Source organism: Aeromonas sp. EU05-FHT14A05, assembly GCF_058791175.1.
On sequence record NZ_JBYTDH010000020.1, the window covers coordinates 36,805 to 60,248 of the forward strand.

Here is a 23,444-nt window from a genome sequence, read left to right on the forward strand (position 1 = left end):
TGGCTTGAGGCGATAAGCCCTTGAGTCGGGTTCAAGCTCCCAGGATCTGGCGCATGCGCTCCTGGGTGACCCCGACCAGCAGATCAGGCTGGAACTTGGAGATGAAGCGGTCACATCCCACCTTCTTGACCATGGCCTCGTTGAAGTTGCCGCTCAGTGAGGTATTGAGGGTGATGAAGAGATCGGCCATGCGCGGATCGCTGCGCACCTCGTGGGTCAGGCGGTAGCCATCCATCTCCGGCATCTCGGCGTCCGTGATCATCAGCATGATCTCGTCGGTCACCTTCTTGCCCGCATCGCACCACCCCTTGAGCAGCTTGAGCGCCTGCAGCCCATCCTGGCACTCGATCACCTCGAGGCCGAGCTGGGCGAGGGTCTCGCGCACCTGATTGCGTGCCGTGCTGGAGTCATCGACGATGAGCACCCGGCGCCCCTGCATCTGGGGCAGGATCTCCTTGTCCAGCACTTCCGCCGAGATGCGGATGTCATAGGTGATGATCTCCGCCAGCACCTTCTCCACGTCGATGATTTCGACAATCTGGTCGACCCCGCCCTCCGGGATGCGGGTGATGGCGGTGAGGTAGTTGGCGCGCCCCGCCGAACGGGGGGGCGGCAATATGTCCTTCCAGGTCATGTTGACGATGTGGGCCACCTGCCCCACCAGGAATCCCTGAATGGTGCGGTTATATTCGGTGATGATGAGGTTGGATTCGTTGTCGACCGCCATGGGGCGCATGCCGATGGCACCGCGCAGGTTGATGACGGGAATGGAGACGCCGCGGATGTTCGCCACCCCGCTGATGTTGTGATGGGAGCCCGGCATCTTGTTGAGATGGGGCAGCTTCACCACCTCCCGCACCTTGAAGACGTTGATCGCAAACAGCTGCTGGGATCCCAACCGGAACATCAGCAACTCCAGGCGATTCTCCCCCACCAGCTGGGTACGTTGATCCACTGAATCCAATATGCTCGCCATATAAAGCCCTTACGTCCGTTTTCCGAGTGCCGCCCCGCCAGAGGGGCGCCAGCATGCCAACCAGACCCGCATTCCCCCGGCAGGAGCAACGCAAGTCTCTATAGAAATAATGAAAAGGGTCGAGAAAAGATAGGATCTTGACCGCGGGGCGTGATCCTCACCCCATAGCCCCTTGCCAGCAGCCCTCATCTCCATCGGCCCGACAAAGAGAGTTATCGACCAGCAGGGGAGAATGCTGAACCCGGGATTGGCCTGATGGCCGAGAAAGGGCACATCTGGTGTTGCGCCCATAAAAAAACCGGCCGCGAGGCGGCCGGTCAAAAAATACAGTAGGCAGTCAGGGAACGACTTAGAAGTGGTACTGCATGGCCACGCCAACGACGTCGTCGGTGTTCTGGCCAAACTTGTTGTACCCGTCAGTGCCGTCGCTGTTCAGCAGGTTGGCCTTGTAATCAACGTAGACATCGAAGTTGTCGTTGATGTTGTACCAGGCACCGATGGACACGTACTCGGTCAGGGTGTCATCCAGGTTCTGGTCGGAATCTTTCACGTCCAGGCGGTTATACGCCAGGGACGGCTTCCATTGACCCCAAGTGTACTGAACCACGGCTTCGTAACCGTTGCTCTCGGAGGCATAACCGTCGTTGCCAGCCTGGTTCACATAGACGTGATTTTCGCCGTAGGCGTAGGTCGCGGCAGCGTACAGGTTGTTGGCGTTGTACTTGATACCGACTGCGGTCAGCTTGGCGTCTTCGCTGCCACCGAAGTTGGCGTTGGCAGCCTGATCGGCAGTCTTGCCAGCCTGGTTATAGGCCAGACCCAGGCTGATGCCCATGTCGAAGTTGTAGTTGGCAGACAGGGCGTAACCCTCTTCGGAGCCCCTGGTCCAGCTGGACGCGCTCTCGTTCTGCGCTTCGTTCTCACCGGTGAACTGGGCACCCAGCACCAGGCCGTCGAAGGTGTAGAGGTACTGAGCCAGGCCGTTGGTACGACCGGTACCGAAGACTTCGGTACCCTTGCCCAGGCCATCTCCGCCCCACTCCGGCAGAACGTCGGTGTAATCGTTAACGGCCTTGGCAATCAGACCGTCCTGACGACCGTAGCTGAAGGCGCCGAAACGATCGTTCTTGATGCCAACGTAGGCATAACGCAGCTCGTTGTCGGAGCTGTTGGTCGGTACGTTGTACTCGACGAAGCCGTTGGCGACGGTCTCTTCGTTGATGCGGGTCTCACCACCGATGCGCAGACGCAGGTAGCTCTGATCGCCACTCTCGTCGTCGTTGTCGCTACCGTAGTACATGCCTTGAACACGGCCACCGATGTCAAGCTTGGTACCATCCTGGTTGTAAACGGTAGAAGCTTGTGCACCACCGGCCAGCAGCAGGCTGGAGATGGCCATCGTCAATGCTGTCTTTTTCATTGTTCGTTCCTCTGAGGTGTAAACCAGACCTGTGCTCGGTCGTTGTCATTTTGAATCGGGTTCATTTCCGATGACCTAGGGTAGATCTGCGAACCTTGATGGGAACTGAAGCTGGGGTCGATTAATTAGAAATACTCTATTTATCCCGTTTATCGCGACACTAAGTGTCACAAACACAGGTTAATGCGGAATTTTAAACCATAAAAATGAAAATGTCAGAACAACAGAAATGCCATATCTCGACATGGCAGACGTTTGTATCGAGGAAGAGTCAATGAAAACCTGGCGACGCGGGATCCAGTCGCTCCCAGGAACGCCTCAGACAGGTTGCCAGTCCCGCATGACGCGCAGCAGGTCTTTCCAGCTGACGATGCCGACCAGGGCGCCGTTTTCCAGTACCGGCAGGCAGGAGACATGCTGCTCCAGCATGATGGCCGCGGCTTCCGGCAAGGACGAGTCGGGAGAGATGGTGATGGGCTGGCGACTCATGATCTGATGGGCCCGCCGGTTGAGGGTCTCGGTGTCGCGGTTCATCTCGGCATCCGTGTCGAGATAGGGGCTGAGGGCGCGCAGCAGATCCCGGTCCGAGATGACTCCCACCAGCACGTCATCTTCCAGCACCAGCAGGTGGCGAAAGTGGGCCTGCTCGAAGATCGCCTTGATGACACCCAGCCTGTCATCCATGGAAACGGTCGCAACCCGGGTCGTCATGATCTCTTTAATCAACATGGAAGCCTCCTGCCCCCTGACAGATGTCTCTGTTATGGCACGTTTTTCTTGCCGCAGCCAGCCATCTCCCCCTGCCTCAAGTGCAAATCCGAGTCATTTCACGTAAGATCCGCGCCAGTTTCTCCCCTTCATTGAGCCAAGCAGATCCATCCATGATAGTTGCCAGTCAAATCGAACTGATCCGCGGCGGCCGCACGCTGCTGGACAACGCGTCCGCCACCATACACCCCGGCCACAAGGTGGGCCTGGTGGGCAAGAACGGCTGTGGCAAGTCCACCTTCTTTGCGCTGGTGCGGGGCGAGCTGGCCATCGACAACGGCAGCTTCAGCCTGCCCGCCGGCTGGCAGATTGCCGGCGTGGCCCAGGAGACCCCGGCGCTGGACTGCTCCGCGCTGGAATACGTGGTCGATGGCGACAAGGAGTTCCGCGCCCTGGAAGCCCAGCTGGCCCAGGCCGAGGCGGATGACAATGGCCTCCTGGTCGCCGAGCTGCACGGCCGGCTCGACACCATAGGCGCCTACAGCATCCGCGCCCGCGCCGCCGAGCTGCTGCACGGGCTGGGCTTTGGTGGCGATCAGCTCGACTCGCCGGTAAGGAGCTTCTCCGGTGGCTGGCGCATGCGCCTGAACCTGGCCCAGGCCCTGCTGTGCCGCTCCGATCTGCTGCTGCTCGATGAACCGACCAACCACCTGGATCTCGACGCCGTCATCTGGCTGGAGAAGTGGCTCAAGGGCTATCAGGGCACGCTCGTCCTTATTTCGCACGACCGCGACTTCCTCGATTCGGTCATCAACCGCATCATCCACATCGAGAACGGCAAGCTCAACGAATACACCGGCGGCTACTCCGACTTCGAGCTGCAGCGCGCCGAGCAGCTGGCCCAGCAGCAATCCATGTACGAGAAGCAGCAACGGGAGATGTCCCACATGCAGGCCTATGTGGACCGCTTCCGCTACAAGGCCTCCAAGGCCCGTCAGGCCCAGAGCCGGTTGAAAGCCATGGAGCGGATGGAGAAGATCCTGCCCGCCCACGCCGACTCAGAGTTCAGCTTCGAGTTTCGCGAGCCCTCGGCCCTGCCGACCCCCCTCATCGCCATGGAGAACCTGTGCGCCGGTTACGGTGACAAGGTGATCCTGGAGAAGATAAAGATGAACCTGGTGCCGGGCTCGCGCATCGGCCTGCTGGGGCGCAACGGCGCCGGCAAGTCCACCTTCATCAAGATGCTGTCGGGCTCCAATGCGCCGCTCTCGGGCAAGCTGGAAGTGAGCGCCGGGGTCAGCATCGGCTACTTCGCCCAGCATCAGCTCGAAACCCTGCGCCTGGACGATACCCCCCTCGATCACCTGGCTCGCCTCGCGCCGGACAAGTCCGAGCAGGAGCTGCGCAACTACCTCGGCAGCTTCGGCTTCCACGGCGACAAGGCGCTGGACAAGGTGGCCCCCTTCTCCGGCGGCGAGAAGGCGCGGCTGGTGCTGGCCCTCATCACCTGGCAAAAGCCGAACCTGCTGCTGCTGGATGAACCGACCAACCACCTGGATCTGGAGATGCGCCACGCCCTCACCATGGCGCTGCAAGGCTTCGAGGGCGCCATGGTGGTGGTCTCTCACGACCGTCACCTGCTGCGCACCACCACGGATGACTTCTACCTGGTCCACGGTGGCCGGGTCGAACCGTTCGACGGCGATCTGGACGACTACCACAAGTGGCTCGGCGAGCAGGAGAAAGAGGCCAACGCCAAGCCGGTGGACGGCCCCGTCTCCGCCAACTCGGCGGTAGCGCGCAAGGATCAGAAGCGGCTCGAGGCCCAGTTCCGGCAAGCGACCCGGCCCCTGCGCCAGAAGCTGGAGAAGCTCGAGGCCAGCATGGAGAAGCTGCAGGGCAAGCTTGGCGACATCGAGAGCCAGCTGGCCGATCCCGCCATCTACGAAGAGAGCGCCAAGGGCAAGCTCTCCGAGCTGCTCAAGTCCCAGGGCCCCCTCAAGGAGCAGCTGGAAGAGGTGGAGCTGGAGTGGATGAGCCTCAGTGAGGAGCTGGAAACCATGGAGCAGGCCTTCTTTGCGTGACGAACAGCTGATGGCAAGCGAGCGGGTCGCCGTGCACGAGCTGCCGACGCCGCTCGGCTTCTGGCACTGGAGCGGCAAGGTCTATGGCCAGCGCAGCCAGGACTGGCTCGAGGTGCAGAGCCAGGGTGGCAACGTCAATCTGGCGCTCCTGCTGCATCATCTGGACTTGCTCGGCATCCCGGTCGACCTCACCGATCTGCAACCGGCCCTGGTCCAGACCGAGGCCGTGCTGCTCCCCTGGCGCACCCTGCGCCAGCAAGCCAAGGCACGGCTGGCCGAGGAGGAGTACCAGGCCATGCTGGCCCACGAGCTGGAGCTGGAGCGGCTGCAACAGGGGGTCCTGCTGCAGACCCTGCGCGGCCTCTCCCTGTTTCGTGGCAAGAGCCACAACCTGTTGAACTATCTATCGTTACTGGGTGCCCAGCAGGGCCCCCTCAGAGACCTAATATGCTGAGCTACCGCCACGCCTTTCACGCCGGCAACCATGCCGACGTGCTGAAACACGCCGTCCAGGCCCTGATCATCGAGTCCCTCAAGAAGAAGGAGAAGCCCTTCATCGTGCTGGACACCCATGCCGGCGGCGGTCTCTACGACCTGCGCGGCGACTGGTCCCAGAAGAAGGCGGAGTACGCCGACGGCATCGGCCGCCTGTGGGACGAGCGAGCCCAATGGTCCGCCATGGCCCCCTATCTTGGCGTCATCGAGGAGATGAATCAGAGCGGCGAGCTGCACTACTACCCGGGCTCGCCGGAGCTGTCGCGCCGTCTCGCCCGCGATCAGGACAAGCTGGCGCTGATGGAGCTGCACAACAACGAGGTGGAGGACCTTCGCGCCAACATGGGCTATGACCCCCGCGTCGCCGTCCACCACCGCGACGGTTTCGAGGGGCTGGTGGCCCTGCTGCCGCCGACGCCGCGCCGGGGACTGGTGCTCATCGATCCGCCCTATGAGCTGAAAGAAGACTACTTCGCCGTGGTCGATACCCTTAAAAAGGCGCAGAAGCGCTGGGCCACCGGCATCTACGCCCTCTGGTATCCCATCCTCGGGCAAGAGGCGGACAAGTCCCGCGACATGCTCAAGGCGATCAAGCGGGAAAACTTCGGCAACGTCCTGGTGGCGGAGCTGGAAGTGGCCGGCCAGACCGCCGATTGGGGCATGAACGGCTCAGGCATGCTGATCGTCAGCCCCCCCTGGATGCTGGACGAGCAGATCGAAGCCTTCCTCAAACCCCTGTGCGCCAAGCTGGCCCAGGGTGCCGGCGCCCAGTACAGGGTGGAGTGGCTCAACAAGGCAGCCGACTGAACCCCTTACCGACCGCAAACATGACAAAGCCCCGAAAGGGGCTTTTCTCTGTCTGCCGTTGCCGGGATGACGCCGCTTGCCTCAGGCCCTGACGGGCATATCTCGCCAGAGCGCCAGAATGAGCAGCGCCAGCAGGGCGAAGGGCGGTACCAGGCAGAGCAGCACGCACAGGACGGTGACAAGCGCGGGGTGGCGGCTCTTGCGCCGGGCCAGTCGCCAGGCCACGACGCCGACAAGGATCATCAGCAGCAGGATGAACAGCACATAGATGTTGGCATTGATGGTCATGAAAGCTCCTTTTTCATGGCAAAAGGCACACTCTAGCGCCGCTGTGGCCCCAGGCAACTCCCAATCTGGTGGCTTCGACCTCGGTCGATAGGCTTTTTCTATTTAGCCGATAGATGAGAATGGTTTTCATTTGATGTAATTCTGGGTGATACTGCTTTCATCGCCAGAGGAGACACCATCATGAAAAAGACCATCAGCTTCGCCATCCTGCACTTCAGTGTCGCCTTCACCGTGGCTTATCTGCTGACCGGCGAACTGCTCACCGCCAGCCTGATCGCCCTGATCGAGCCCGCCGTCAACACGGTCGCCTTCTACTTCCACGACCTTGGCTGGCACAAGCTCAAGCCCGATCACAGCCTGCAGGCCAAGACCAGCAGCTTCGCCCTGGTCCACTTCTCGGTGGCCTTCGCCGTCGCCTACCTGCTGAGCGGCGAGCTGCTCACCGGCGGCGTGATGGCACTGATCGAACCTGCCATCAACACAGTCGTCTTCTTCTTCCACGAGCGGCTGTGGCGCAGCCGCCAGCAACTGGCACTGGCGTAAGGAAGGGCGACCAGCCCTTCCCCTTCACGAGCGGCTATAGCTGCCGCCAAACCCTGGTGCTGACCTAAAGGAGGCAACCGGCCCAATGAGGGAGCATAGCCCCCTCTCACAGCTCGACTACACCGCCACTCCCCTTGCCATAACGACTCATTCTTTGATCCCGCCCGAAAATCCATCACCCTGCCCTTCCCCTCAGCGCCACCCTCGCTAGCATACCCGAATGGCAATATATGCCTCGTTGGAGTCACCCATGAGTCACGCCATCCCCCAAGCGCAGCCAAATAGCAGCACACTGGAAGCTGACATTCAGGGGCGGTAGCTTGCCTAAAAGCGATAACCAGCAATCAGAGCTGTTTCTTGTCCAAAAATTTCTGAGTGGAGCTGTGCATGGAAACGCAAACACTGCATCGGGGTCGACTGATCGACCATCTCCAGCTGGTGGTAAAAGACCTGGCTGCCAGCCAGCGCTTTTACAGTGCCACTCTGGCCGCCCTCAATATTCCACTGGGTGGCAGCGGTGACGGCTATTTCTGGGCTGACGAGCTCTTTGTCACTTCAATCGACAGCCCGGCGGCACTCGGGGTGCTGACCGGTCGTCATCATCTCGCCTTCCAGGCGAAAGACAGGGCTACGGTGGATCGCTTCTACCAGGCGGCGCTGGCCCACGGCGGCCAGAACAACGGCGCTCCCAGGGAGCGCAATTATCACCCCGGCTATTACGCCGCCTTTGTGCTCGATCCCGATGGCAATAATATCGAAGCTGTATATCACGGCGAGGCAACACGCAGTGCGGGGTCAGTGGAAATTCGGTTTTAGCAAATAACAGAACACCGGTGATATGGACCTTGCCATGGTGCAACGAGGTGGCTACGCCTTGCCCAACATAGTGATGCCCTGATTTCCTTATTGACTGTATTTTGATGCAGGCGTGATCATAGAACCAAAAGAGGAAGTCATGCGAATACGGACAGGCGCACACCAAGCCGGCAACACTATGATTTAAAGTAAATTTTACGTAACGGTGATAAAGTCGTTACATGGTTATGCGGAAAGCTCAATTATCAGATCAGTACCGCTTTCCATCTAATCACTGTTAGCTGAAAAACAAGGAGTCTGATGGAAAACTTCGGAGATACGGCAACAACGTTATCAAAAAACCCACTTGGCATAATCGCATTATTTATTGTACTTGTTTATGGGATAGCTGGCCTAGTTCTTGGTGCTTCAGGTGAATCATTGCTTGAGAGCCACAAAACGGTCCTTGTCTGGTTCTTGGCAATTTTCCCTTTTTCTGTGCTGGGTTCTTTCACATGGTTGGTAAGCAAGCACCATACAAAGCTATATTCACCTTCAGATTTCAGAAATGACGAAGGTTTTATAAGAATTCTTTCACCAGAGGAGCAAAAAAGAAAGATAGAACATGAGGTCAAAGAAATCAGAGAGAATGAGAGTGATATAACAAAAACAAATTCAACTAAACCTGAACCTAAAAACAACAATCAGTTAATGCAGTCAATTCTTTTGGCAGAAGAGCTTGCCTTTAGAGAGCTCGAGACATTATATAATGTATCAATAAATCGCCACGTGAGTATTGGGGCAGGGTGCGATACAGGAATGGATGGAATGTTTGTATCGGCGAATCAGGCTTATATTATCGAAATAAAGTACGTAAGGAATCGGATAAACATTTTGACTTTCGAGAAGGGCTTGAAAGCACTTGCTCAAAAACTGAAGAAATTCAACCGGAAGAATTTTCAAATTATTTTTGCCATTGTAATGGAAGATGAGTCCTTGTTAACAAAAGAACAGATTAATGATATTTTCAATAAGTTTCCAGCTACTGAAAACCAGCTGGGGGTCAGAGTGACGCCTAAAGTTTTTCTCTTATCAGAGCTCAAAGAAAAATTTGGCTATCAGAGTAGCTAAAAGAGCAGGCAAGGGATGCTCCTGACGATGTACCTCTGCTACCAACGTTAGCTGTAATAACCTCACCAATATGATAATTAAACATGGAATATAGTTTTCGAATTAAATATGACACGGGCGCTAGAGAGTTTGACGGACTTGATATGTACTACGGAGCGAAGTCATTGGCGGCTATCTCAGAGTTCTTGCTCCTTTCCATCCATGCATTCCTAAAAGAAGAAATCATTCTACAAGCCCCTGCAGCAAAAGGCTTTAAAATGGTTCTTCAGAGAGCCTCCATAGGTTCCTATGATCAGATTATTCAAATGATTATCACTGATGCTCAAACAGTATCACTGATGACAGACTTGGGGAAAAATGGATTATATGACCTCCTTAAATATATGCTCTGCAGCCTACTAGGAATACCTTTCGTTCTTAATAATAGAAAAGCAAAGAAAAAATTAAATGCGTTAATGCAACAAAATGATGATCTCCATAAACGTCTCGAAAGTGCATTGATATCTGCTCATCTCCCAGTAAAACATCAAGGTTACTCTACAGTGATGATGCTAGGCAGAACTCCAATTATAAAATTCGATGAAACCACTTTGAGCCACCTTGAAACTGAAATTGTAGACCCCTATAGCGAAGTCATTCCTGTCGCAGTGAGTAGGTTCAACGCAAGAACTGGAACAGGACGCTTTATTGAAGATATTGACTCTATTTCACATGGTTTTTCGCCAATTAACGACCTTAATGACTACGAAAAGGAGATTATGGCCGACAATCTTGGGAAAGTGGCTCGAGGAATATTTGAACCACTCAATGCAATCGTTACTCGCGTTACATCCCAGGACGGTGTTTTAAAGCGATTTCAATTACATGGCATTAGTGATGCTTAAAATAAAGATAATAAAGCTATCAAATTCGTTCATATTGGTAAAAATCCTAGGACACCCATTATCTCGATAGCAGACTTGTTTGGCAAAGTAGGTGTCCCCTGTCATCCCGGGATGATTAGACCACTACACTGTCAATCCAAATCGCCTCTCCCCCATGGGGATTCAATCCCCCCTGCCACTGGCCTATAGTGAGCCCCTACTCGAACAACCTTTGCGAGCAGCAAGATGTATATCGGCGAATTTGCCCGGCTGGCGGGCACCACACCCAAGGCTGTCCGTCTCTACGAGCAGCTCGGGCTGCTGCCCGAGCCCAGGCGGCGCGGCAAGTACCGCGTCTACCGGGCCGAGGATCTGGAGTGGGTCGGCTTTATTCGCGAGGCCCAGCAGCTCGGCTGCAAGCTCGGGGAGCTGGTTCCCTTGCTGGCAGGCCTCACCAGCCTCGCCGAGTTTCCCTGGCAGAAGGTGGAGCAGCTTATCGCGGGCAAGCTGGCGCAGATCGAGGCCGACGTGGCCAGGCTGCAACGCCAGCATCAATCCCTGACCCAGTGCGCCGAGTTGCTGGCGCAGCACCCCTGCCGCTATGGCGCTCCCGTCCCGCGCGACCCCGAATCGCAGCTTCATCAGAGGGATGCAGGGCGGGCGCACGAGGTGGCTTGACTCTGTCCCATGGGACAAGGGGTGTAATGGGGGCTCACTTCATCAGGAGCCACGCCATGACACCCAAGCTGCTTATCATCAACGGCAACCCCAAACCCGACAGCCTCTGCCATGCCCTGGCCCGGGAGTATGCCCGCAGCGCCGAGGAGGGCGGCGCAGAGGTCACCCTGCATCACGTGGGGGAGCTCGCCTTCGAGCCGGATCTGCACCATGGCTATGACGAGGCGCAGCCCCTCGAGCCCGATCTGCAGGCATTGCAGCAGAGCCTGAAGCAGGCCCACCATCTGGTGATCGTCGCCCCCCTCTGGTGGGGCCACCTGCCGGCCCGGCTCAAGGGGTTGCTGGACAGGGTGCTGCTCTCGGGGTTTGCCTTTCGTTATCAGAAGGGCAAGGCGCTTCCCGAGCGCCTGCTCGCCGGTAAGACGGCGCGCCTGCTGCTCACCATGGACAGCCCTGTCTGGTACTACCGCTGGTGGCTGGGCTCCCCCGTCGAGCGCACCCTCGCCAAGCCGGTGCTCGGGCTCTGCGGCATCCGGCTGACCCATCGCCAGCATCTGGGGCCTGTCCATACCGCCAGCGAGCGGGAGCGACAGCGCTGGCTGGGCCGTACCGCCGCCGCGGCCCGCAGTGATGCGCAGCGGCTGATGCGGCGGCGACCCTGAGCCAGGGCGTCGGCGACCCTGATGACCATTGTTGTCGGCAGCGCTGCCCAAAGAGGCGGGCAAGGGAGCCTGGGGTGAAAAAGTCCTCGGCGCCCCGGCGCCCTTGTGCTGTAGTAAGTGGGAATCCCCTCTTGCTGGAGCCTTTTCGATGACCAAGATGTTGCTGGGCACCCTCGCCTTGATGCCGCTGCTGGCCAGTGCCGCCACCCCTTCCTTTGATTGTGCCAAGGCCCACAGCGCGGCCGAGCAGCTTGTCTGCCAGGACGCCGGGCTGGCGGCGCTTGATAACGAACTCGCCGCCCTCTACCCCAAGGCGATGAGCCAGCTGTCGGCCGAGCAGCAGAAGACGGAGAAGGCGATGCAGCGTGGCTGGATCAAGGGGCGCAACGAGTGCTGGAAAGAGAGCGACTCGCGCCAATGCGTGGAGGAGAGCTACCAGCTGCGCATCACAGAGCTGCAGATAAAGGGGGGTCAGCTGAGGGTGCCAAGCCCGGTAGACTACCAGTGCGACGGCGGGATCCGGCTCTCGACCTACTTCTACAACGAGGCCAAGCGGCCCGCCGCCGTGATCAACCTGAGCGAGGGGACGCAGCAGTCGCAGGTGCTCGCCTTCGAAGCCCCCAGCGCCAGCGGCGCCCGTTACGAGGGGCAGAATCTCACGCTGCTGACCAAGGGGAACGAAGCCAGGCTGGAACGCTATGACCAAGCCGCCCTGCAGTGCCGCGTCAGCGGCCAATAAGCCGCCCCGCCCATGAAAAAGCCCCGCAGTTGCGGGGCTTTTTTTATTCAGCGTGCGTGATTTATCTCACCATGACCGGCTCAGCCGAGACAGGGGGAGCCTGGAACTCGCGCTCGGCCTCGTCGAAGCGATCCAGCATCGCCTTGGAGGGGGCCTTGTCCAGCAGGCTGAACACCACTATGGCCAGGGTGGCGAAGACGAAGCCCGGGATGATTTCATACAGACCCAGCCAGCCGAACTGCTTCCAGACGATGACGGTCAGGGCACCGGCCAGCATGCCGGCCAGGGCGCCATTGCGGGTCATGCGGGACCAGAGCACCGAGAGCAGCACCACGGGACCGAAGGCTGCACCGAAGCCGGCCCAGGCGTAGCTCACCAGCCCCAGCACCCGGTTCTCCGGGTTCACGGCCACGGCGATGGCGATGAGAGAGATCACCAGCACCATGGCGCGGCCGACCCACACCAGCTCTTTCTGGGAGGCGTTCTTGCGCAGGAAGGGCTTGTAGAGATCCTCCGTGATGGCGCTGGAGCAGACCAGCAGCTGGCAGCTCAGGGTGCTCATCACCGCCGCCAGGATGGCGGAGAGCAGCACGCCGGCAATCCAGGGGTTGAACAGTATCTTGGAGAGCTCGATGAAGACGCGCTCCGGGTTGCCGGTGACGCCGGCGGCCTGCTCGGTGAAGGTGGAGAAGTAGGAGAGGCCGAAGAAGCCGATGGCCACGGCGCCGCCGAGGCAGAACACCATCCAGGTCATGCTGATGCGACGGGCGCTGGCCATGGAGTGGTGAGAGTCCGCCGCCATGAAGCGCGCCAGTATGTGGGGCTGGCCGAAGTACCCCAGGCCCCAGGCCATCAGGGAGATGATGGCGATGAAGTCCAGGTTCTTGAACATGTCGAGGTTGCTGGCGTTCTGCGCCGCCACCTGCACCATGGCGGTGTCGATGCCACCGACCGCGATGATGACGAACACAGGGGTCAGGATCAGGGCAAAGATCATCAGGGTGGCCTGCACCGTATCTGTCCAGCTCACCGCGAGGAAGCCGCCGAAGAAGGTGTAGGTGATGGTGGCCGCGGCACCGACCCAGAGGGCGGTGTCATAGCTCATGCCGAAGGTGCTCTCGAACAGGCGGGCACCGGCCACCACGCCGGAGGCGCAGTAGATGGTGAAGAACAGCAGGATCACCAGGGCGGAGAGGATGCGCAGCACCCGGCTCTTGTCCTCGAAACGGTAGGTGAAGTAGTCCGGCAGGGTCAGGGCGTTGCGGTTCTTCTCGGTGTGAACCCGCAGCCGACCGGCCACCCAGCGCCAGTTGAAGTAGGCACCTATGGTGAGGCCGATGGCGATCCAGCTCTCGGAGATGCCGCCGATGAAGACGGCGCCCGGCAAGCCCATCAGGAGCCAGCCGCTCATGTCGGAGGCCCCGGCGGAGAGGGCGGTCACCCAGCTCCCCATGCGGCGGCCGCCGAGAATGTAGTCGTCAAAGTTCTGGGTGGCGCGATAGGCGATGAAGCCGATCAGGACCATACCCAGGATGTACACCAGAAAGGTGATGAGCATTGGGGTGCTAGCTGTCATTCAAAACTCCGTTATGTGACTCTTGTACCCGTTCTCGCGACGGGCTCTTCCTTAAAAAACCGGCCTAGATTAATCAGCAGATCGCCTGATCACAACCACTTTTAACAAATAAAAAACACAGAGAAAACGTTTCACACCTAATCAAGTAACCAATCAAGAGCGGTTAGGCCGGATTTTATCCCGACACTGCAAAGACTTACCCTCCTTTACGCATCATAAAAAAGCCCCGACCTTGGCCGGGGCTCGACATCGAAGGCAACCGGATCAGCGGTTGATGGCGATGGGCATGCCGCTGCGCTGCTCCAGGGCCTGCTTGACCAGCTGGGAGTCGCTGTCCGCGTGGGCGATGAAACGGGTCACCGCAGTGGACATGGGCAAGGGTGCCGGCAGGCTGGAGTTGAACTCCTCCTGGCTGCGGGAGAGGGGCTGGTGCACTTCCAGATAGCGACGACCATCCGGCTCGACCGAGGCCTTGATCGGCTGGTTCACAAACTGGACACGGGTGCCGACCGGTACCTGCTTGAACAGGTACTCGATGTCGTCGTTACGCAGCCGCACGCAGCCGTGGCTCACCCGCAGGCCGATGCCGAACTGGGCATTCGTGCCGTGGATGGCGTACATCTTGCCGATGTAGAGCGCAAACAGCCCCATGGGGTTGTCCGGGCCGGCCGGCCAGACCGCAGGCAGGGTCTCGCCACGGGCGGCGTACTCGGCGTGCATCTTGGCGGTCGGGGTCCAGGTCGGGCCCGCCTTCTTGCGCTGCACGCTGGTCACCCAGTCTTCCGGGGTGTCGGTGCCGAGCTGGCCGATGCCGATGGGCAGCACTTCCACCACCTTCTTGCCTTTCGGGTAGTAGTAGAGGCGCATCTCGGCGACGTTCAGCACTATGCCCTCGCGGGGGGCATCCGGCAGGATCAGCTGGTGCGGCACGACCAGCTTCTCGCCCGCCTGCAGCAGCAGGGGATCCGCCTTGGGGTTGGCTTCCAGCATGTTGGTCAATCCCAGCTGGAACTTGGCCGCGGCCGCTTCCAGGGGCTGGCCTGCCTCTTCGGCCGGCACCACGTATTCCAGGTTCTCGCCCACCAGGCGGCTGTTGGCCGCAGGCAGGGCATATTCGACGGCAAGCACGGGCGTGGCGGTCAGGAGCAGGCTGCAGCACAGTGCAGCCGCCGTGTTGTGGAGGAGCTTCATAACTTTCCTGTGATATTGGGGTGATTCAGCACTCTGGCCGGGGCGTGCGCGCCCGGGGCGAAGAGAAGGCCGCCATTTTTCTCCTCTGCACCGCAAATTTCAACCGACACGTGGTGACGGGTCGATGATTAATATGGCGTTTTCCCCTGGCCTCATCCTGCAACAAGAATCAAATCACCCGTTCTTCCAGGCATGCATGTCATAACCGGTTGGGGATTGATGCAACCGCAGATGAAATTGCCCGATAATGGCGAATATATGGTCGAATATATCGGCCTGGATCCCTTCGTAATCGGCCCAGGCGGTGGTCGCCGTGAAGCAGTAGATCTCCAGCGGCAGGCCGTCGGAAGTCGGTGCCAGCTGGCGCACCATCAGGGTCATGTCCTTGCGAATGCCGGGGTGGGCACGCAGGTAGGCATCCAGATAGGCGCGCAGGGTGCCGAGGTTGGTGAGGTGACGGCCATTGATGGGGCAGCTGATGGCGTCGCTGAGCTGCTGGTTGTAGCTGCTCAGCTCCTGCTCCTTGCGGCTGAGATAGGGAGCCAGCAACCTGGCCTGCTTGAGCTGCAACTGCTCCTCGGCGGTCAGGAAGCGCACGCTGGTCATGTCGATGTTGACGCTGCGCTTGATGCGCCGGCCACCGGATTCCGTCATCCCCTGCCAGTTCTTGAAGGAGTCGGAGATGAGGGCATAGGTGGGAATGGTGGTGATGGTCTTGTCCCAGTTCGACACCTTGACCGTGGTGAGGCCGATGTCGGTCACCTCGCCATCGGCGCCGTACTTGTCCATCTGCAGCCAGTCACCGACGCTCAGCATGCGGTTGGCGGAGAGCTGGATCCCGGCCACCAGACCGAGGATGGGGTCCTTGAACACCAGCATCAGCACCGCTGTCATGGCCCCCAGGCCGCTGAACAGGAAGAGCGGCGACTTGCCGAGCAGCAGGGCTATCATCAGGATGCCGACCAGGATGCTGGCCACCAGTTTCACCCCCTGGAAGATGCCGCGCAGGGGCAGATCCCGCCCGAGCCGGGTATGGCGGCTCACCGACAGCAGGCAGTCGAGCAGGGCAAACAGGGCGAGCAGCAGGAACAGCAGGATCCAGAGCTGGGCCAGCATCTCGATAAGCTGCAGGCTGTCGGACTCTCTGGGCAGCCAGATCTCCGCCTGGCCGAGCAGCACGGCCCCCTGCAGCACCAGGGCGAGCCGGTAGAAGAGCCGCTGCTGCAACTGGGGCGGCAGCCACACCTGCTTGGTCTTGCCGAGCAGCCCCACCAGGCGCACCAGCAGGATGCGGTGCAGCACCAGGTGCAGTGCCAACCCGGTCAGCACGATGAAGCCCAGGGCGATCACCAGCGCCATCATGGCGGTGACCTCCACCCCGAGACCGGACAACCAGTTGAAAAATATCTCCTTCATCTCTACCTCTGCGACGTGAAACTGCGGTCAGGGTACGTATCTGGCCCCCCATGTCAAATGACAGCTTGCTCAACGAGCCCCGAAACGACAACGCCCGGCAGAGGCCGGGCGTTGATTCGCTGCGAGGTGGCCTAACCGACCAGGCTCAGGGCATCGCGAGCGATGACCAGCTCCTCGTTGGTGGGCATCACCAGGGCCAGGCGGCTGCCTTCGGCCGTGATGGGGCCTTCACCACCCAACACCGCGGCGTTGTTGGCCTCCTTGTCGATCTTGAAGCCGAACAGGGCCAGCCGCGCCAGCACCATCTCGCGCACCATGGCGGCGTTCTCGCCGATCCCGCCGGTGAACACCAGGGCGTCCAGACGACCGTCCATGGCGGCGGCATAGGCCCCGATATACTTGGCCACCCGGTAGGTGAAGACATCCAGCGCCCGCTTGGCGCCGGCGTCGGTGGCGTAGTTGCTGGTGACGTAGCGGCAGTCGCTGCTCGCCTCGGTCATGCCCAGCAGACCGGACTCGCGGGTCAGCACCTGGTTGATCTCGTCCACGCTGTAGCCGAGCTGGTCGTGCATGAAGAAGACGACAGCAGGGTCGATATCGCCAGAGCGGGTGCCCATCGCCAGCCCTTCCAGCGGGGTCAGGCCCATGGAGGTATCGACGGACTCGCCGTTTCGGATGGCGCAGACGGAGGCACCGTTGCCCAGATGGCAGTTGATGATGTTGAGCTCGGACAGCGGCTTGCCCAGTGCCTTGGCGGTCTCTTCGGCGATGAAGCGGTGAGAGGTGCCGTGGGCGCCGTAACGACGGATGCCGTTCTCCTGGTAGAGCTTGTAGGGCAGCGCGTAGAGGTAGGCTTCCTGCGGCAAGGTCTGGTGGAAGGCGGTGTCGAACACGGCCACGTTCTTCTCGGCCAGGGCCGGGAAGACCTTGAGGGCGGCGCGGATGCCGATGAGGTGCGCCGGGTTGTGCAGGGGGGCGAACGGAATGGCGGCCTCGATGCCGGCGATGACGCCATCATCGATGCGCACGGAGCGGGAGAACTGCTCGCCACCGTGCACGATGCGGTGGCCGATGGCGACCAGCTGCTCGGCGAGTGTCGGATCCTGGGGCAGGATGTGACCCACTATGTGGTCAAGGGCGGCCTGGTGCGCGGCACCGGCGCCCAGCATGGCTTCGCCCTTGACTCCGTGGAGTTTCCATTTGATACGTGCGTCATCCAGATTGAAGCATTCGGCCAGGCCGGACAGCATGTCCTCACCTGTTTCGGCGTCCATTACGGCAAATTTCAGGGAAGAGCTACCGCAGTTAAGGATCAATACCAACTTGCTCATGTTCTACATCTTCCTGTGCTTCGGCTTTATGCCGACAGTGTCGTGTCATCCAGAAGTGGATGGGATTCCCCTGCCGGGGGCGTTATGGTCGCAGGAAAGTGCGCCCAATTTTTCAAACTGTCTGGCGCCGACTCATAGTCTGGCGCGCTTATCCTTTCAAACTCTCTGGCGCCGACCGCCAACTCTGGGCCTGGCGCGCTTATCCTTTCAAACTCTCTGGCGCCGACCTTTCGGCAGGCACACTCGTCGAATCATCGATTCGGGACGGACCGAGCGGCGGCCCTGTCGTGGCAGGCGCCCGGGCATCCGGCGCTGCGGCTCAGACCGAGGTCAGCAGCGACTGGTGAACCTTGACAACCAGCTTCTTGACCAAGCCCGGGGTGGTCAGGGTACAGAGAGGGCGATGCAGTTCTCCCGGCCAGAAGATGGCAAAGTCGCCGGGCTGCAACGCCAGATAACTGGTCTGGTCGTCATCGACGAACCAGAGATCGGGGTGGGGATGATCGGCGCCGTCGCTCACATAGGCATGGGGCCCGACGCCGATCCACTCCTCCCCCCGCAGCAGCAGCTGGATGTCCAGATACTGCTCATGAAACTCGCCGCGGCGATCCGCGACCGGCTCGGTCAGCGCCTCGCTCACCAGGCAGAACAGCTTGAGGCCGTCTATGTCCTGCTTGCCAAGCGGCGCCTCACGCCAGTGGGCAAGGCTCTTCACCACCTCGGCCATGATGCGGGCCAGGGGCGCGGGCAAGGGGGTGCGTTGCAAGGTATCCAGACTGCCGGTGATCATGGGGTTCGCATCCTTAGGTATATCTGCCGTCTATCTTTGTCCATCAATGAAAAAGGACCCCTAAAGGTCCTTATTCAGCGTCGTCTGCCATCCGTGCAGACTCGAAGAGCGCCTGGTTCGTCTTGTTGGCGCCGGGTCACTGTTGCACAGTCGCCCGCCCCTTGCCAAGAGATACCCGCTCATTCACCCGATGATCGTACCAGTTGAAACAATATTATTCACTACTCCATTGCCACCGACTTTGACCAGACGCAAAAACGGGAGCATCTGCTCCCGTTTTTTTCACCGAATCGGCGTCATTCAAACCTTGCTGGCGTTCTCCACCGGCTTGGCGTACATGGCACGCCAGATGGCCTTGTGCTCTTCCGGCACCTCCGACTGGCGGGTCAGGAAGGCGGTCTGCTCTATGGTGCTGGCCTTGCCGGGCACATCTGCGGCCAGGTAGTTGCCCGGGAAGAGGCGGTAGCTGCTCCAGATCGCCTTGTCGATGAGTGCGGCCAGTTCGTCCGGATCGCTGAAGCCCTCGGTGATGGGGGCGCCGAAGGAGACATGTACCCGCCCCTTCTGGCCGACGATGCCGGCGACTATGCTCTCGATGTCCTCGAACTCGCCCTTCTCGTAGCTGCCGTTGACCGACTTCTCGTAGAGCTCCCGCGCCTTGGCCTTGTCGGTGGGGTCCAGCTCGTAGCTGATGCTGACCGGCACTATGTTGAGGCTGCGCATGTAGTCGACGAAGTCGATCTTCTGCTTCTTGCCGTCCACGTAGAACATCTTGAGGATGGCCGGATCCGTCTTGTCGTCCCCGTTCTTGGCGCGCCCTTCCTTCTGGGCGATCCAGATGGAGTGCCCCTCGTGCACCGACTGGCCTATGTAGGCAGACAGCTCGCCGAGGGCCTTCATCATCTCCCGCGGCCCCTTGGCGGAGCGCTTGACGATGAAGCTCTTGTTGAGCTTCATCAGCTCGGTGGCGCAGGGCTTGCGCAGCAGGTTGTCGCCGATGGCGATGCGCACGGTGTCGAAGCCATGGGTGTGCAGCCCCCAGTTGACGAACGCCGGATCCATGGCGATGTCCCTGTGGTTGGAGACGAACAGATAGCCCTGCTCCTTCTTCAGATGCTCGAGGCCGGAGAAGCTCACCCCCTGGGTGGAAGTGGCTATCATGCGGCTCATGTAACGGGTCACCCCCATCTGCACCTGATGAACGGTGCTGACCTTGGCCCACTTGTGGCGCAGGAACTGGCGGATCAGCGGGCGAATGGCCCAGCCCAGCCAGCTCATCAGGGAACCGAAACGGTATTTGGCGATGGCGCCGATAAACTCGTCATCTTGGATCAGCCGCTCGATGGCAGCCGGCACTTCGTCATCGCGATAGGGGCGAATGTCCGCGAATCTATCTACTTCTGTCACAATGTCAGCCTTGCATGTATGGAGTCGCGACCAGCTGCTGCTGGCCGGGAAAATTCAGGGCGCAATTTTACACGCTTTTGGGGTCGGGGGTATGAGAGGCATACAGATAGTGCGATCTTGCCGTGAAAAAGCCGAGAGAACCTGGATAACCAGGATCCGGGACGGCCTGCGCCAACGGCTTGACGAGGGACTGGCCCCGCCCGGAGAAAGCCACCGACTCCTCAACCAGCCGGATTGAGCAGCGCGGTGAGGACGTGGTCCTCCCAGCGGCCGTTGATCATCAGATAGTCCCGGGCATAGCCTTCCCGCTCAAACCCGAGACGCGCCAGCAGGGCGCCGCTGCGCCGGTTCACCGGCATGTAGCTCGCCATGATGCGGTGCAGGTCGCGCTCCCGAAACAGGTAGTCGATGCCTGCGGTCACCACCTCCTGCATCAGCCCCTGCCCCTCATGGGCCTGGTCGATGGCATAGCCCAGATGGCATGCCTTGAACATGCCCATCATGATGTGGGTGAAGTTGCAGGTGGCGAGCACCCGCTCCCCTTTGGGATCGAGCGCCACCAGTTGCACGGCACTGCCGTCGAAAAACTGGCCGTAACCGTCGCGCAGCCGCCCCTGCCAGTGACCCAGGGTATAGAAGCTCTCGTCCCGTCTCGGCTCCCAGGGCTGCAGATGGGTGCGGTTGCGCAGGTAGAAATCCAGCATCAACTCGGCCCGCTCCGGGGGAAGGACGGTCAGCCGGGTGCGGGCCGTGGTGATATGGGGCAGGGTCAGCACTGTGCCTCCCCATGCTGGCTAGGCATGGCGCCAGCGACCTGGCAGGGCCTGGACCCCATCAGTGATCCCTTTCCCGCAGCCTGAGCCAGTCATCCCGCAGCAGACCGTAGTGGACGTGATCCACCACCCTGTCCGCCAGCCGCTCCGCCCGCCGGGTGATCCCCTCCTGCTGCATGCCGAGCCGCTCGCACACCGCCCGGCTGGGCTCGTTCTCCAGCGCGGCGCTGATCTCCACCTTCTCCATCCCCATCTCCTCGAAGGCGTGATGGATCAGGGCCTGGCAGGCCCGGGTGATGATGCCGTTGCCCTGCCAGCGCTCCGCCAGCCAGTAGCCGATGCTGGCCTTGGCCAGCCCCTGATCGATCTGGTTGTAACCGATGACACCCACCACCTCCCCCTGATACTCGATGGCGGTGGTCAGCCCCTCGCCCCGGGCAAATTTCTCGATGGCGTGGCGAATGAAGGTGGCGCTGTCAGAGGGCTGCTGGATATGGGGCACCCAGGGCAGCCACTGGGAGAGATAGTCGCGATTACGCTGGCAGAGGCGAAAGAGTTCGCTGGCCATGTCGGGTTGCAGAAACAGAAGCGCCAGCTCGTCATCCAGTTGCCATGAAAACATTGCTCCTCCCCCGCCTTTGGTCCGGCACCCGCCGTCATGGGAGCCAATGTAGTCAATCAATCCCTTGTTTGCCAAGGACTTTCGGTGCCTTTCACCGGCAGGCAATCCCCATATGGATGTGCCCATTTGGGCACTATTTTCAGCCTTGCAGCAATCAGCCCTTTCATTGGCACAAGTCACCAGGTTAATGACGACTTTCAGCAGCCACGGATGGCAACAGTCAGATCTGCTACGCCTTTATGCTGCTCTGTCACAAATGACAGGCAGTTATTTCAGACCGGCGCACTAGTGTAAGAGCGCCGGGCAACGGACCCGGCGTGTAATCTTCATCGACTAAGGAAAGACGAGATGAACAAAGTCTATTTGGCCGTCATGCTGGCCTGCTGGGGAAGCGCCGCCATGGCGGCAGAACAGGTGGAAGTGAACCAGGTCTCCGACCTGCCCGGCGCGGTGAGCGGCGCCGCCAGGATCGGCGCCCTCGCCGCAGGGGATGGCGAGTTTCGCAAGGTGCGGGCGGTGACGCTGCCCAATGGCCAGCAGCGGATACGCTATGAGCAGACCTGGCAGGGTATTCCGGTGTGGGGCCAGGTGCTGGTGGCCGATCAGGCCCTGGGGGGCCAGGTCAACCAGGTGTCCGGCACCATGCTGCGCAAGATAGATGCCGACCTGACGGGCCCGGCCGTCGCCCTCTCTGCCAGCGATGCCGCCCTCAAGGCCCGCAGCGGCGCCAAGGGGAGCAACGAACAGGTCAAGCTGTTCGTGATGCAGGATGAGACCGGTCAGGCCAGGCTGGTCTATCTGGTCTCCTGGCTCGCCGCCAGCAAGGAGCCGAGCCGCCCCTTCGTGATGATCGACGCCCAGACCGGCAGCGAGCTCAAGCGCTGGGAGGGGATCAACCACAAGGACGCCACAGGCCCGGGGGGCAACGTCAAGACCGGCAAGTACTTCTATGGCGCCGATTTTGGTCCCCTCAAGGTGGACGACAGCTGCCGCATGAGCAGCACCAACGTGGACACCATCAACCTCAACCACGCCACCAGTGGGGGGGCGGTGCACCAGTTCAGCTGCCCGGAGAACACGGTCAAGGAGATCAACGGCGCCTACTCCCCCCTCAACGATGCCCACTACTTCGGCAACGTGGTGTTCGACATGTACCGTAACTGGTACAACACGGCGCCGCTCAGCTTCAAGCTCAAGATGCGGGTGCACTACAGCCGCAACTACGAGAATGCCTTCTGGGACGGCAGCCAGATGACCTTCGGCGACGGCGCCACCACCTTCTACCCCCTGGTGAGCCTGGACGTGGCGGCCCACGAGGTGAGCCACGGCTTCACCGAGCAGAACTCGGGCCTGGTCTACTCGGGTCAGTCGGGCGGCATCAACGAGGCCTTCTCCGACATGGCGGGGGAAGCGGCAGAAAACTACATGAAGGGCAGCAACGACTGGCTGGTGGGGGCCCAGATCTTCAAGGGCAACGGCTCCCTGCGCTACTTCGAGGATCCGACCCGGGACGGCAGCTCCATCGGCCATGCCAGCGATTACTATGACGGCATCGACGTGCACCACAGCTCCGGGGTCTACAACCGCGCCTTCTACCTGCTGGCCAACACCAGCGGCTGGCAAACCCGCAAGGCATTCGAGGTGTTCGTGCTGGCCAACCGCCTCTACTGGGGCCCCAACACCACCTTCGACCAGGGTGCCTGCGGCGTGACCAGGGCGGCCACCGATCTCGGCTACAGCCTGAGCGACGTGGCGGCTGCCTTCAGTGCGGTCGGGGTCAACGCCAGCTGCGGCGCCACGCCCCAACCCGGCAACGTGCTGCAAAACGGGGTCGCCGTGACCAATCTCACCGCCACCAAGGGGGGCAAGCTGAACTACACCATCGAGGTGCCCGCCGGCAGAAGCCAGCTGGTGGTGACCAGCAGCGGCGGCAGCGGGGATGCAGATCTCTACGTGAAGTTCGGCAGCGTGCCGACCAGCAGCAGCTATGACTGCCGCCCCTACAAGAGCGGCAACGCCGAGACCTGCACCCTGAACTCGCCCAAGGCGGGCACCTGGCACGTGCAGTTGAGCGGCTTCAGTGCCTTCTCGGGGGTGAGCCTCAAGGCCAGCTACTGATCCCGAATGTCAGTGAAGGGAGAGCGCCGGA

At 60.3% G+C, this 23,444-nt stretch carries 23 protein-coding genes; 11 read left to right on the forward strand and 12 right to left on the reverse strand.

The window, feature by feature from the left end; translation table 11 throughout:
* Nucleotides 1-31: 31 nt before the first annotated feature.
* The 3 genes from AC3WR3_RS19945 to AC3WR3_RS19955 form a co-directional block, all read right to left on the reverse strand.
* A complete protein-coding gene (locus tag AC3WR3_RS19945; RefSeq protein ID WP_139435995.1) occupies nucleotides 32-976 on the reverse strand; it encodes a chemotaxis protein CheV in 945 nt (314 codons plus the stop codon).
* A gap of 349 nt (nucleotides 977-1,325) precedes the next feature.
* Entirely contained in the window at nucleotides 1,326-2,396 is a 1,071-nt protein-coding gene (locus AC3WR3_RS19950; protein WP_202046628.1) for a porin, read from the reverse strand.
* Nucleotides 2,397-2,714: 318 nt separating this feature from the next.
* Nucleotides 2,715-3,125, reverse strand: coding sequence for a CBS domain-containing protein (locus tag AC3WR3_RS19955; RefSeq protein ID WP_139435991.1), 411 nt, complete (start codon nucleotides 3,123-3,125; stop codon nucleotides 2,715-2,717).
* A gap of 152 nt (nucleotides 3,126-3,277) precedes the next feature.
* Here AC3WR3_RS19955 and AC3WR3_RS19960 point away from each other — a divergent pair, with 152 nt between their 5' ends.
* From AC3WR3_RS19960 to AC3WR3_RS19970, 3 genes are read left to right on the forward strand one after another with little or no spacing between them, the layout of a single operon-like run.
* A complete protein-coding gene (locus AC3WR3_RS19960; protein WP_265436573.1) occupies nucleotides 3,278-5,188 on the forward strand; it encodes an ABC transporter ATP-binding protein in 1,911 nt (636 codons plus the stop codon).
* Nucleotides 5,181-5,642 carry a DUF2390 domain-containing protein gene (locus AC3WR3_RS19965; RefSeq protein ID WP_162519175.1) on the forward strand — a complete coding sequence of 154 codons (462 nt, stop codon included), beginning with the start codon at nucleotides 5,181-5,183 and terminating at the stop codon, nucleotides 5,640-5,642. Before AC3WR3_RS19960 ends, AC3WR3_RS19965 begins: the two co-directional genes overlap by 8 nt.
* Nucleotides 5,636-6,490: a 23S rRNA (adenine(2030)-N(6))-methyltransferase RlmJ gene (locus AC3WR3_RS19970; RefSeq protein WP_319912628.1), complete on the forward strand. Its 855-nt coding sequence runs from the start codon at nucleotides 5,636-5,638 to the stop codon at nucleotides 6,488-6,490. Before AC3WR3_RS19965 ends, AC3WR3_RS19970 begins: the two co-directional genes overlap by 7 nt.
* Before the next feature lie 81 nt (nucleotides 6,491-6,571).
* Here the strand turns inward: AC3WR3_RS19970 and AC3WR3_RS19975 are convergent, their stop codons facing one another.
* The gene (locus tag AC3WR3_RS19975; RefSeq protein ID WP_492293157.1) at nucleotides 6,572-6,778 is read right to left on the reverse strand and encodes a hypothetical protein; all 207 of its coding nucleotides are present in this window, start codon (nucleotides 6,776-6,778) and stop codon (nucleotides 6,572-6,574) included.
* Nucleotides 6,779-6,958: 180 nt separating this feature from the next.
* Here AC3WR3_RS19975 and AC3WR3_RS19980 point away from each other — a divergent pair, with 180 nt between their 5' ends.
* From AC3WR3_RS19980 to AC3WR3_RS20010, 7 genes are all read left to right on the forward strand, one after another.
* Entirely contained in the window at nucleotides 6,959-7,321 is a 363-nt protein-coding gene (locus tag AC3WR3_RS19980; RefSeq protein WP_033129546.1) for a DUF2061 domain-containing protein, read from the forward strand.
* A gap of 387 nt (nucleotides 7,322-7,708) precedes the next feature.
* A complete protein-coding gene (locus AC3WR3_RS19985) occupies nucleotides 7,709-8,137 on the forward strand; it encodes a VOC family protein (protein WP_492293159.1) in 429 nt (142 codons plus the stop codon).
* A 300-nt stretch (nucleotides 8,138-8,437) separates the two neighbouring features.
* Nucleotides 8,438-9,247 carry a hypothetical protein gene (locus AC3WR3_RS19990; RefSeq protein WP_492293161.1) on the forward strand — a complete coding sequence of 270 codons (810 nt, stop codon included), beginning with the start codon at nucleotides 8,438-8,440 and terminating at the stop codon, nucleotides 9,245-9,247.
* Nucleotides 9,248-9,330: 83 nt separating this feature from the next.
* Complete coding sequence (locus tag AC3WR3_RS19995; RefSeq protein ID WP_492293163.1) at nucleotides 9,331-10,131, forward strand: hypothetical protein; 801 nt, start codon at nucleotides 9,331-9,333, stop codon at nucleotides 10,129-10,131.
* A gap of 225 nt (nucleotides 10,132-10,356) precedes the next feature.
* The gene (locus tag AC3WR3_RS20000) at nucleotides 10,357-10,788 is read left to right on the forward strand and encodes a MerR family transcriptional regulator (RefSeq protein ID WP_492293165.1); all 432 of its coding nucleotides are present in this window, start codon (nucleotides 10,357-10,359) and stop codon (nucleotides 10,786-10,788) included.
* 56 nt (nucleotides 10,789-10,844) lie between these two features.
* Nucleotides 10,845-11,450, forward strand: coding sequence for an NAD(P)H-dependent oxidoreductase (locus AC3WR3_RS20005; RefSeq protein WP_492293167.1), 606 nt, complete (start codon nucleotides 10,845-10,847; stop codon nucleotides 11,448-11,450).
* 148 nt (nucleotides 11,451-11,598) lie between these two features.
* Complete coding sequence (locus AC3WR3_RS20010; protein ID WP_429162718.1) at nucleotides 11,599-12,189, forward strand: MliC family protein; 591 nt, start codon at nucleotides 11,599-11,601, stop codon at nucleotides 12,187-12,189.
* A 61-nt stretch (nucleotides 12,190-12,250) separates the two neighbouring features.
* Here the strand turns inward: AC3WR3_RS20010 and putP are convergent, their stop codons facing one another.
* The 8 genes from putP to AC3WR3_RS20050 form a co-directional block, all read right to left on the reverse strand.
* Nucleotides 12,251-13,765, reverse strand: a complete 1,515-nt coding sequence (gene putP, locus AC3WR3_RS20015) for a sodium/proline symporter PutP (RefSeq protein ID WP_429110558.1) — start codon at nucleotides 13,763-13,765, stop codon at nucleotides 12,251-12,253.
* 264 nt (nucleotides 13,766-14,029) lie between these two features.
* Nucleotides 14,030-14,956 carry a L,D-transpeptidase family protein gene (locus tag AC3WR3_RS20020; RefSeq protein WP_139435966.1) on the reverse strand — a complete coding sequence of 309 codons (927 nt, stop codon included), beginning with the start codon at nucleotides 14,954-14,956 and terminating at the stop codon, nucleotides 14,030-14,032.
* A gap of 174 nt (nucleotides 14,957-15,130) precedes the next feature.
* Nucleotides 15,131-16,372 carry a mechanosensitive ion channel family protein gene (locus AC3WR3_RS20025; protein ID WP_139435964.1) on the reverse strand — a complete coding sequence of 414 codons (1,242 nt, stop codon included), beginning with the start codon at nucleotides 16,370-16,372 and terminating at the stop codon, nucleotides 15,131-15,133.
* A 131-nt stretch (nucleotides 16,373-16,503) separates the two neighbouring features.
* Nucleotides 16,504-17,703, reverse strand: a complete 1,200-nt coding sequence (locus tag AC3WR3_RS20030) for an acetate kinase (protein WP_492293171.1) — start codon at nucleotides 17,701-17,703, stop codon at nucleotides 16,504-16,506.
* A 319-nt stretch (nucleotides 17,704-18,022) separates the two neighbouring features.
* Nucleotides 18,023-18,493: a NanQ anomerase/TabA/YiaL family protein gene (locus AC3WR3_RS20035; protein WP_025325895.1), complete on the reverse strand. Its 471-nt coding sequence runs from the start codon at nucleotides 18,491-18,493 to the stop codon at nucleotides 18,023-18,025.
* 300 nt (nucleotides 18,494-18,793) lie between these two features.
* Complete coding sequence (locus tag AC3WR3_RS20040; RefSeq protein ID WP_139435958.1) at nucleotides 18,794-19,900, reverse strand: 1-acyl-sn-glycerol-3-phosphate acyltransferase; 1,107 nt, start codon at nucleotides 19,898-19,900, stop codon at nucleotides 18,794-18,796.
* Nucleotides 19,901-20,121: 221 nt separating this feature from the next.
* Nucleotides 20,122-20,673: a ribosomal protein S5-alanine N-acetyltransferase gene (rimJ, locus tag AC3WR3_RS20045; RefSeq protein ID WP_139436032.1), complete on the reverse strand. Its 552-nt coding sequence runs from the start codon at nucleotides 20,671-20,673 to the stop codon at nucleotides 20,122-20,124.
* A 61-nt stretch (nucleotides 20,674-20,734) separates the two neighbouring features.
* Nucleotides 20,735-21,295, reverse strand: a complete 561-nt coding sequence (locus AC3WR3_RS20050) for a GNAT family N-acetyltransferase (RefSeq protein WP_492293174.1) — start codon at nucleotides 21,293-21,295, stop codon at nucleotides 20,735-20,737.
* A gap of 348 nt (nucleotides 21,296-21,643) precedes the next feature.
* Here AC3WR3_RS20050 and AC3WR3_RS20055 point away from each other — a divergent pair, with 348 nt between their 5' ends.
* Nucleotides 21,644-23,413: a M4 family metallopeptidase gene (locus AC3WR3_RS20055; protein WP_492293176.1), complete on the forward strand. Its 1,770-nt coding sequence runs from the start codon at nucleotides 21,644-21,646 to the stop codon at nucleotides 23,411-23,413.
* The last annotated feature ends 31 nt before the right edge of the window (nucleotides 23,414-23,444 follow it).

What these genes read in the sequence shown, in the direction of transcription:
- AC3WR3_RS19945 (WP_139435995.1), bottom strand. Translation starts at nt 976, where the DNA reads ATGGCGAGCATATTGGATTCAGTGGATCAACGTACCCAGCTGGTGGGG.
- AC3WR3_RS19950 (WP_202046628.1), bottom strand. Translation starts at nt 2,396, where the DNA reads ATGAAAAAGACAGCATTGACGATGGCCATCTCCAGCCTGCTGCTGGCC.
- AC3WR3_RS19955 (WP_139435991.1), bottom strand. Translation starts at nt 3,125, where the DNA reads ATGTTGATTAAAGAGATCATGACGACCCGGGTTGCGACCGTTTCCATG.
- AC3WR3_RS19960 (WP_265436573.1), top strand. Translation starts at nt 3,278, where the DNA reads ATGATAGTTGCCAGTCAAATCGAACTGATCCGCGGCGGCCGCACGCTG.
- AC3WR3_RS19970 (WP_319912628.1), top strand. Translation starts at nt 5,636, where the DNA reads ATGCTGAGCTACCGCCACGCCTTTCACGCCGGCAACCATGCCGACGTG.
- AC3WR3_RS19975 (WP_492293157.1), bottom strand. Translation starts at nt 6,778, where the DNA reads ATGACCATCAATGCCAACATCTATGTGCTGTTCATCCTGCTGCTGATG.
- AC3WR3_RS19980 (WP_033129546.1), top strand. Translation starts at nt 6,959, where the DNA reads ATGAAAAAGACCATCAGCTTCGCCATCCTGCACTTCAGTGTCGCCTTC.
- AC3WR3_RS19985 (WP_492293159.1), top strand. Translation starts at nt 7,709, where the DNA reads ATGGAAACGCAAACACTGCATCGGGGTCGACTGATCGACCATCTCCAG.
- AC3WR3_RS19990 (WP_492293161.1), top strand. Translation starts at nt 8,438, where the DNA reads ATGGAAAACTTCGGAGATACGGCAACAACGTTATCAAAAAACCCACTT.
- AC3WR3_RS19995 (WP_492293163.1), top strand. Translation starts at nt 9,331, where the DNA reads ATGGAATATAGTTTTCGAATTAAATATGACACGGGCGCTAGAGAGTTT.
- AC3WR3_RS20000 (WP_492293165.1), top strand. Translation starts at nt 10,357, where the DNA reads ATGTATATCGGCGAATTTGCCCGGCTGGCGGGCACCACACCCAAGGCT.
- AC3WR3_RS20005 (WP_492293167.1), top strand. Translation starts at nt 10,845, where the DNA reads ATGACACCCAAGCTGCTTATCATCAACGGCAACCCCAAACCCGACAGC.
- AC3WR3_RS20010 (WP_429162718.1), top strand. Translation starts at nt 11,599, where the DNA reads ATGACCAAGATGTTGCTGGGCACCCTCGCCTTGATGCCGCTGCTGGCC.
- putP (WP_429110558.1), bottom strand. Translation starts at nt 13,765, where the DNA reads ATGACAGCTAGCACCCCAATGCTCATCACCTTTCTGGTGTACATCCTG.
- AC3WR3_RS20020 (WP_139435966.1), bottom strand. Translation starts at nt 14,956, where the DNA reads ATGAAGCTCCTCCACAACACGGCGGCTGCACTGTGCTGCAGCCTGCTC.
- AC3WR3_RS20025 (WP_139435964.1), bottom strand. Translation starts at nt 16,372, where the DNA reads ATGAAGGAGATATTTTTCAACTGGTTGTCCGGTCTCGGGGTGGAGGTC.
- AC3WR3_RS20030 (WP_492293171.1), bottom strand. Translation starts at nt 17,703, where the DNA reads ATGAGCAAGTTGGTATTGATCCTTAACTGCGGTAGCTCTTCCCTGAAA.
- AC3WR3_RS20035 (WP_025325895.1), bottom strand. Translation starts at nt 18,493, where the DNA reads ATGATCACCGGCAGTCTGGATACCTTGCAACGCACCCCCTTGCCCGCG.
- AC3WR3_RS20050 (WP_492293174.1), bottom strand. Translation starts at nt 21,295, where the DNA reads ATGTTTTCATGGCAACTGGATGACGAGCTGGCGCTTCTGTTTCTGCAA.
- AC3WR3_RS20055 (WP_492293176.1), top strand. Translation starts at nt 21,644, where the DNA reads ATGAACAAAGTCTATTTGGCCGTCATGCTGGCCTGCTGGGGAAGCGCC.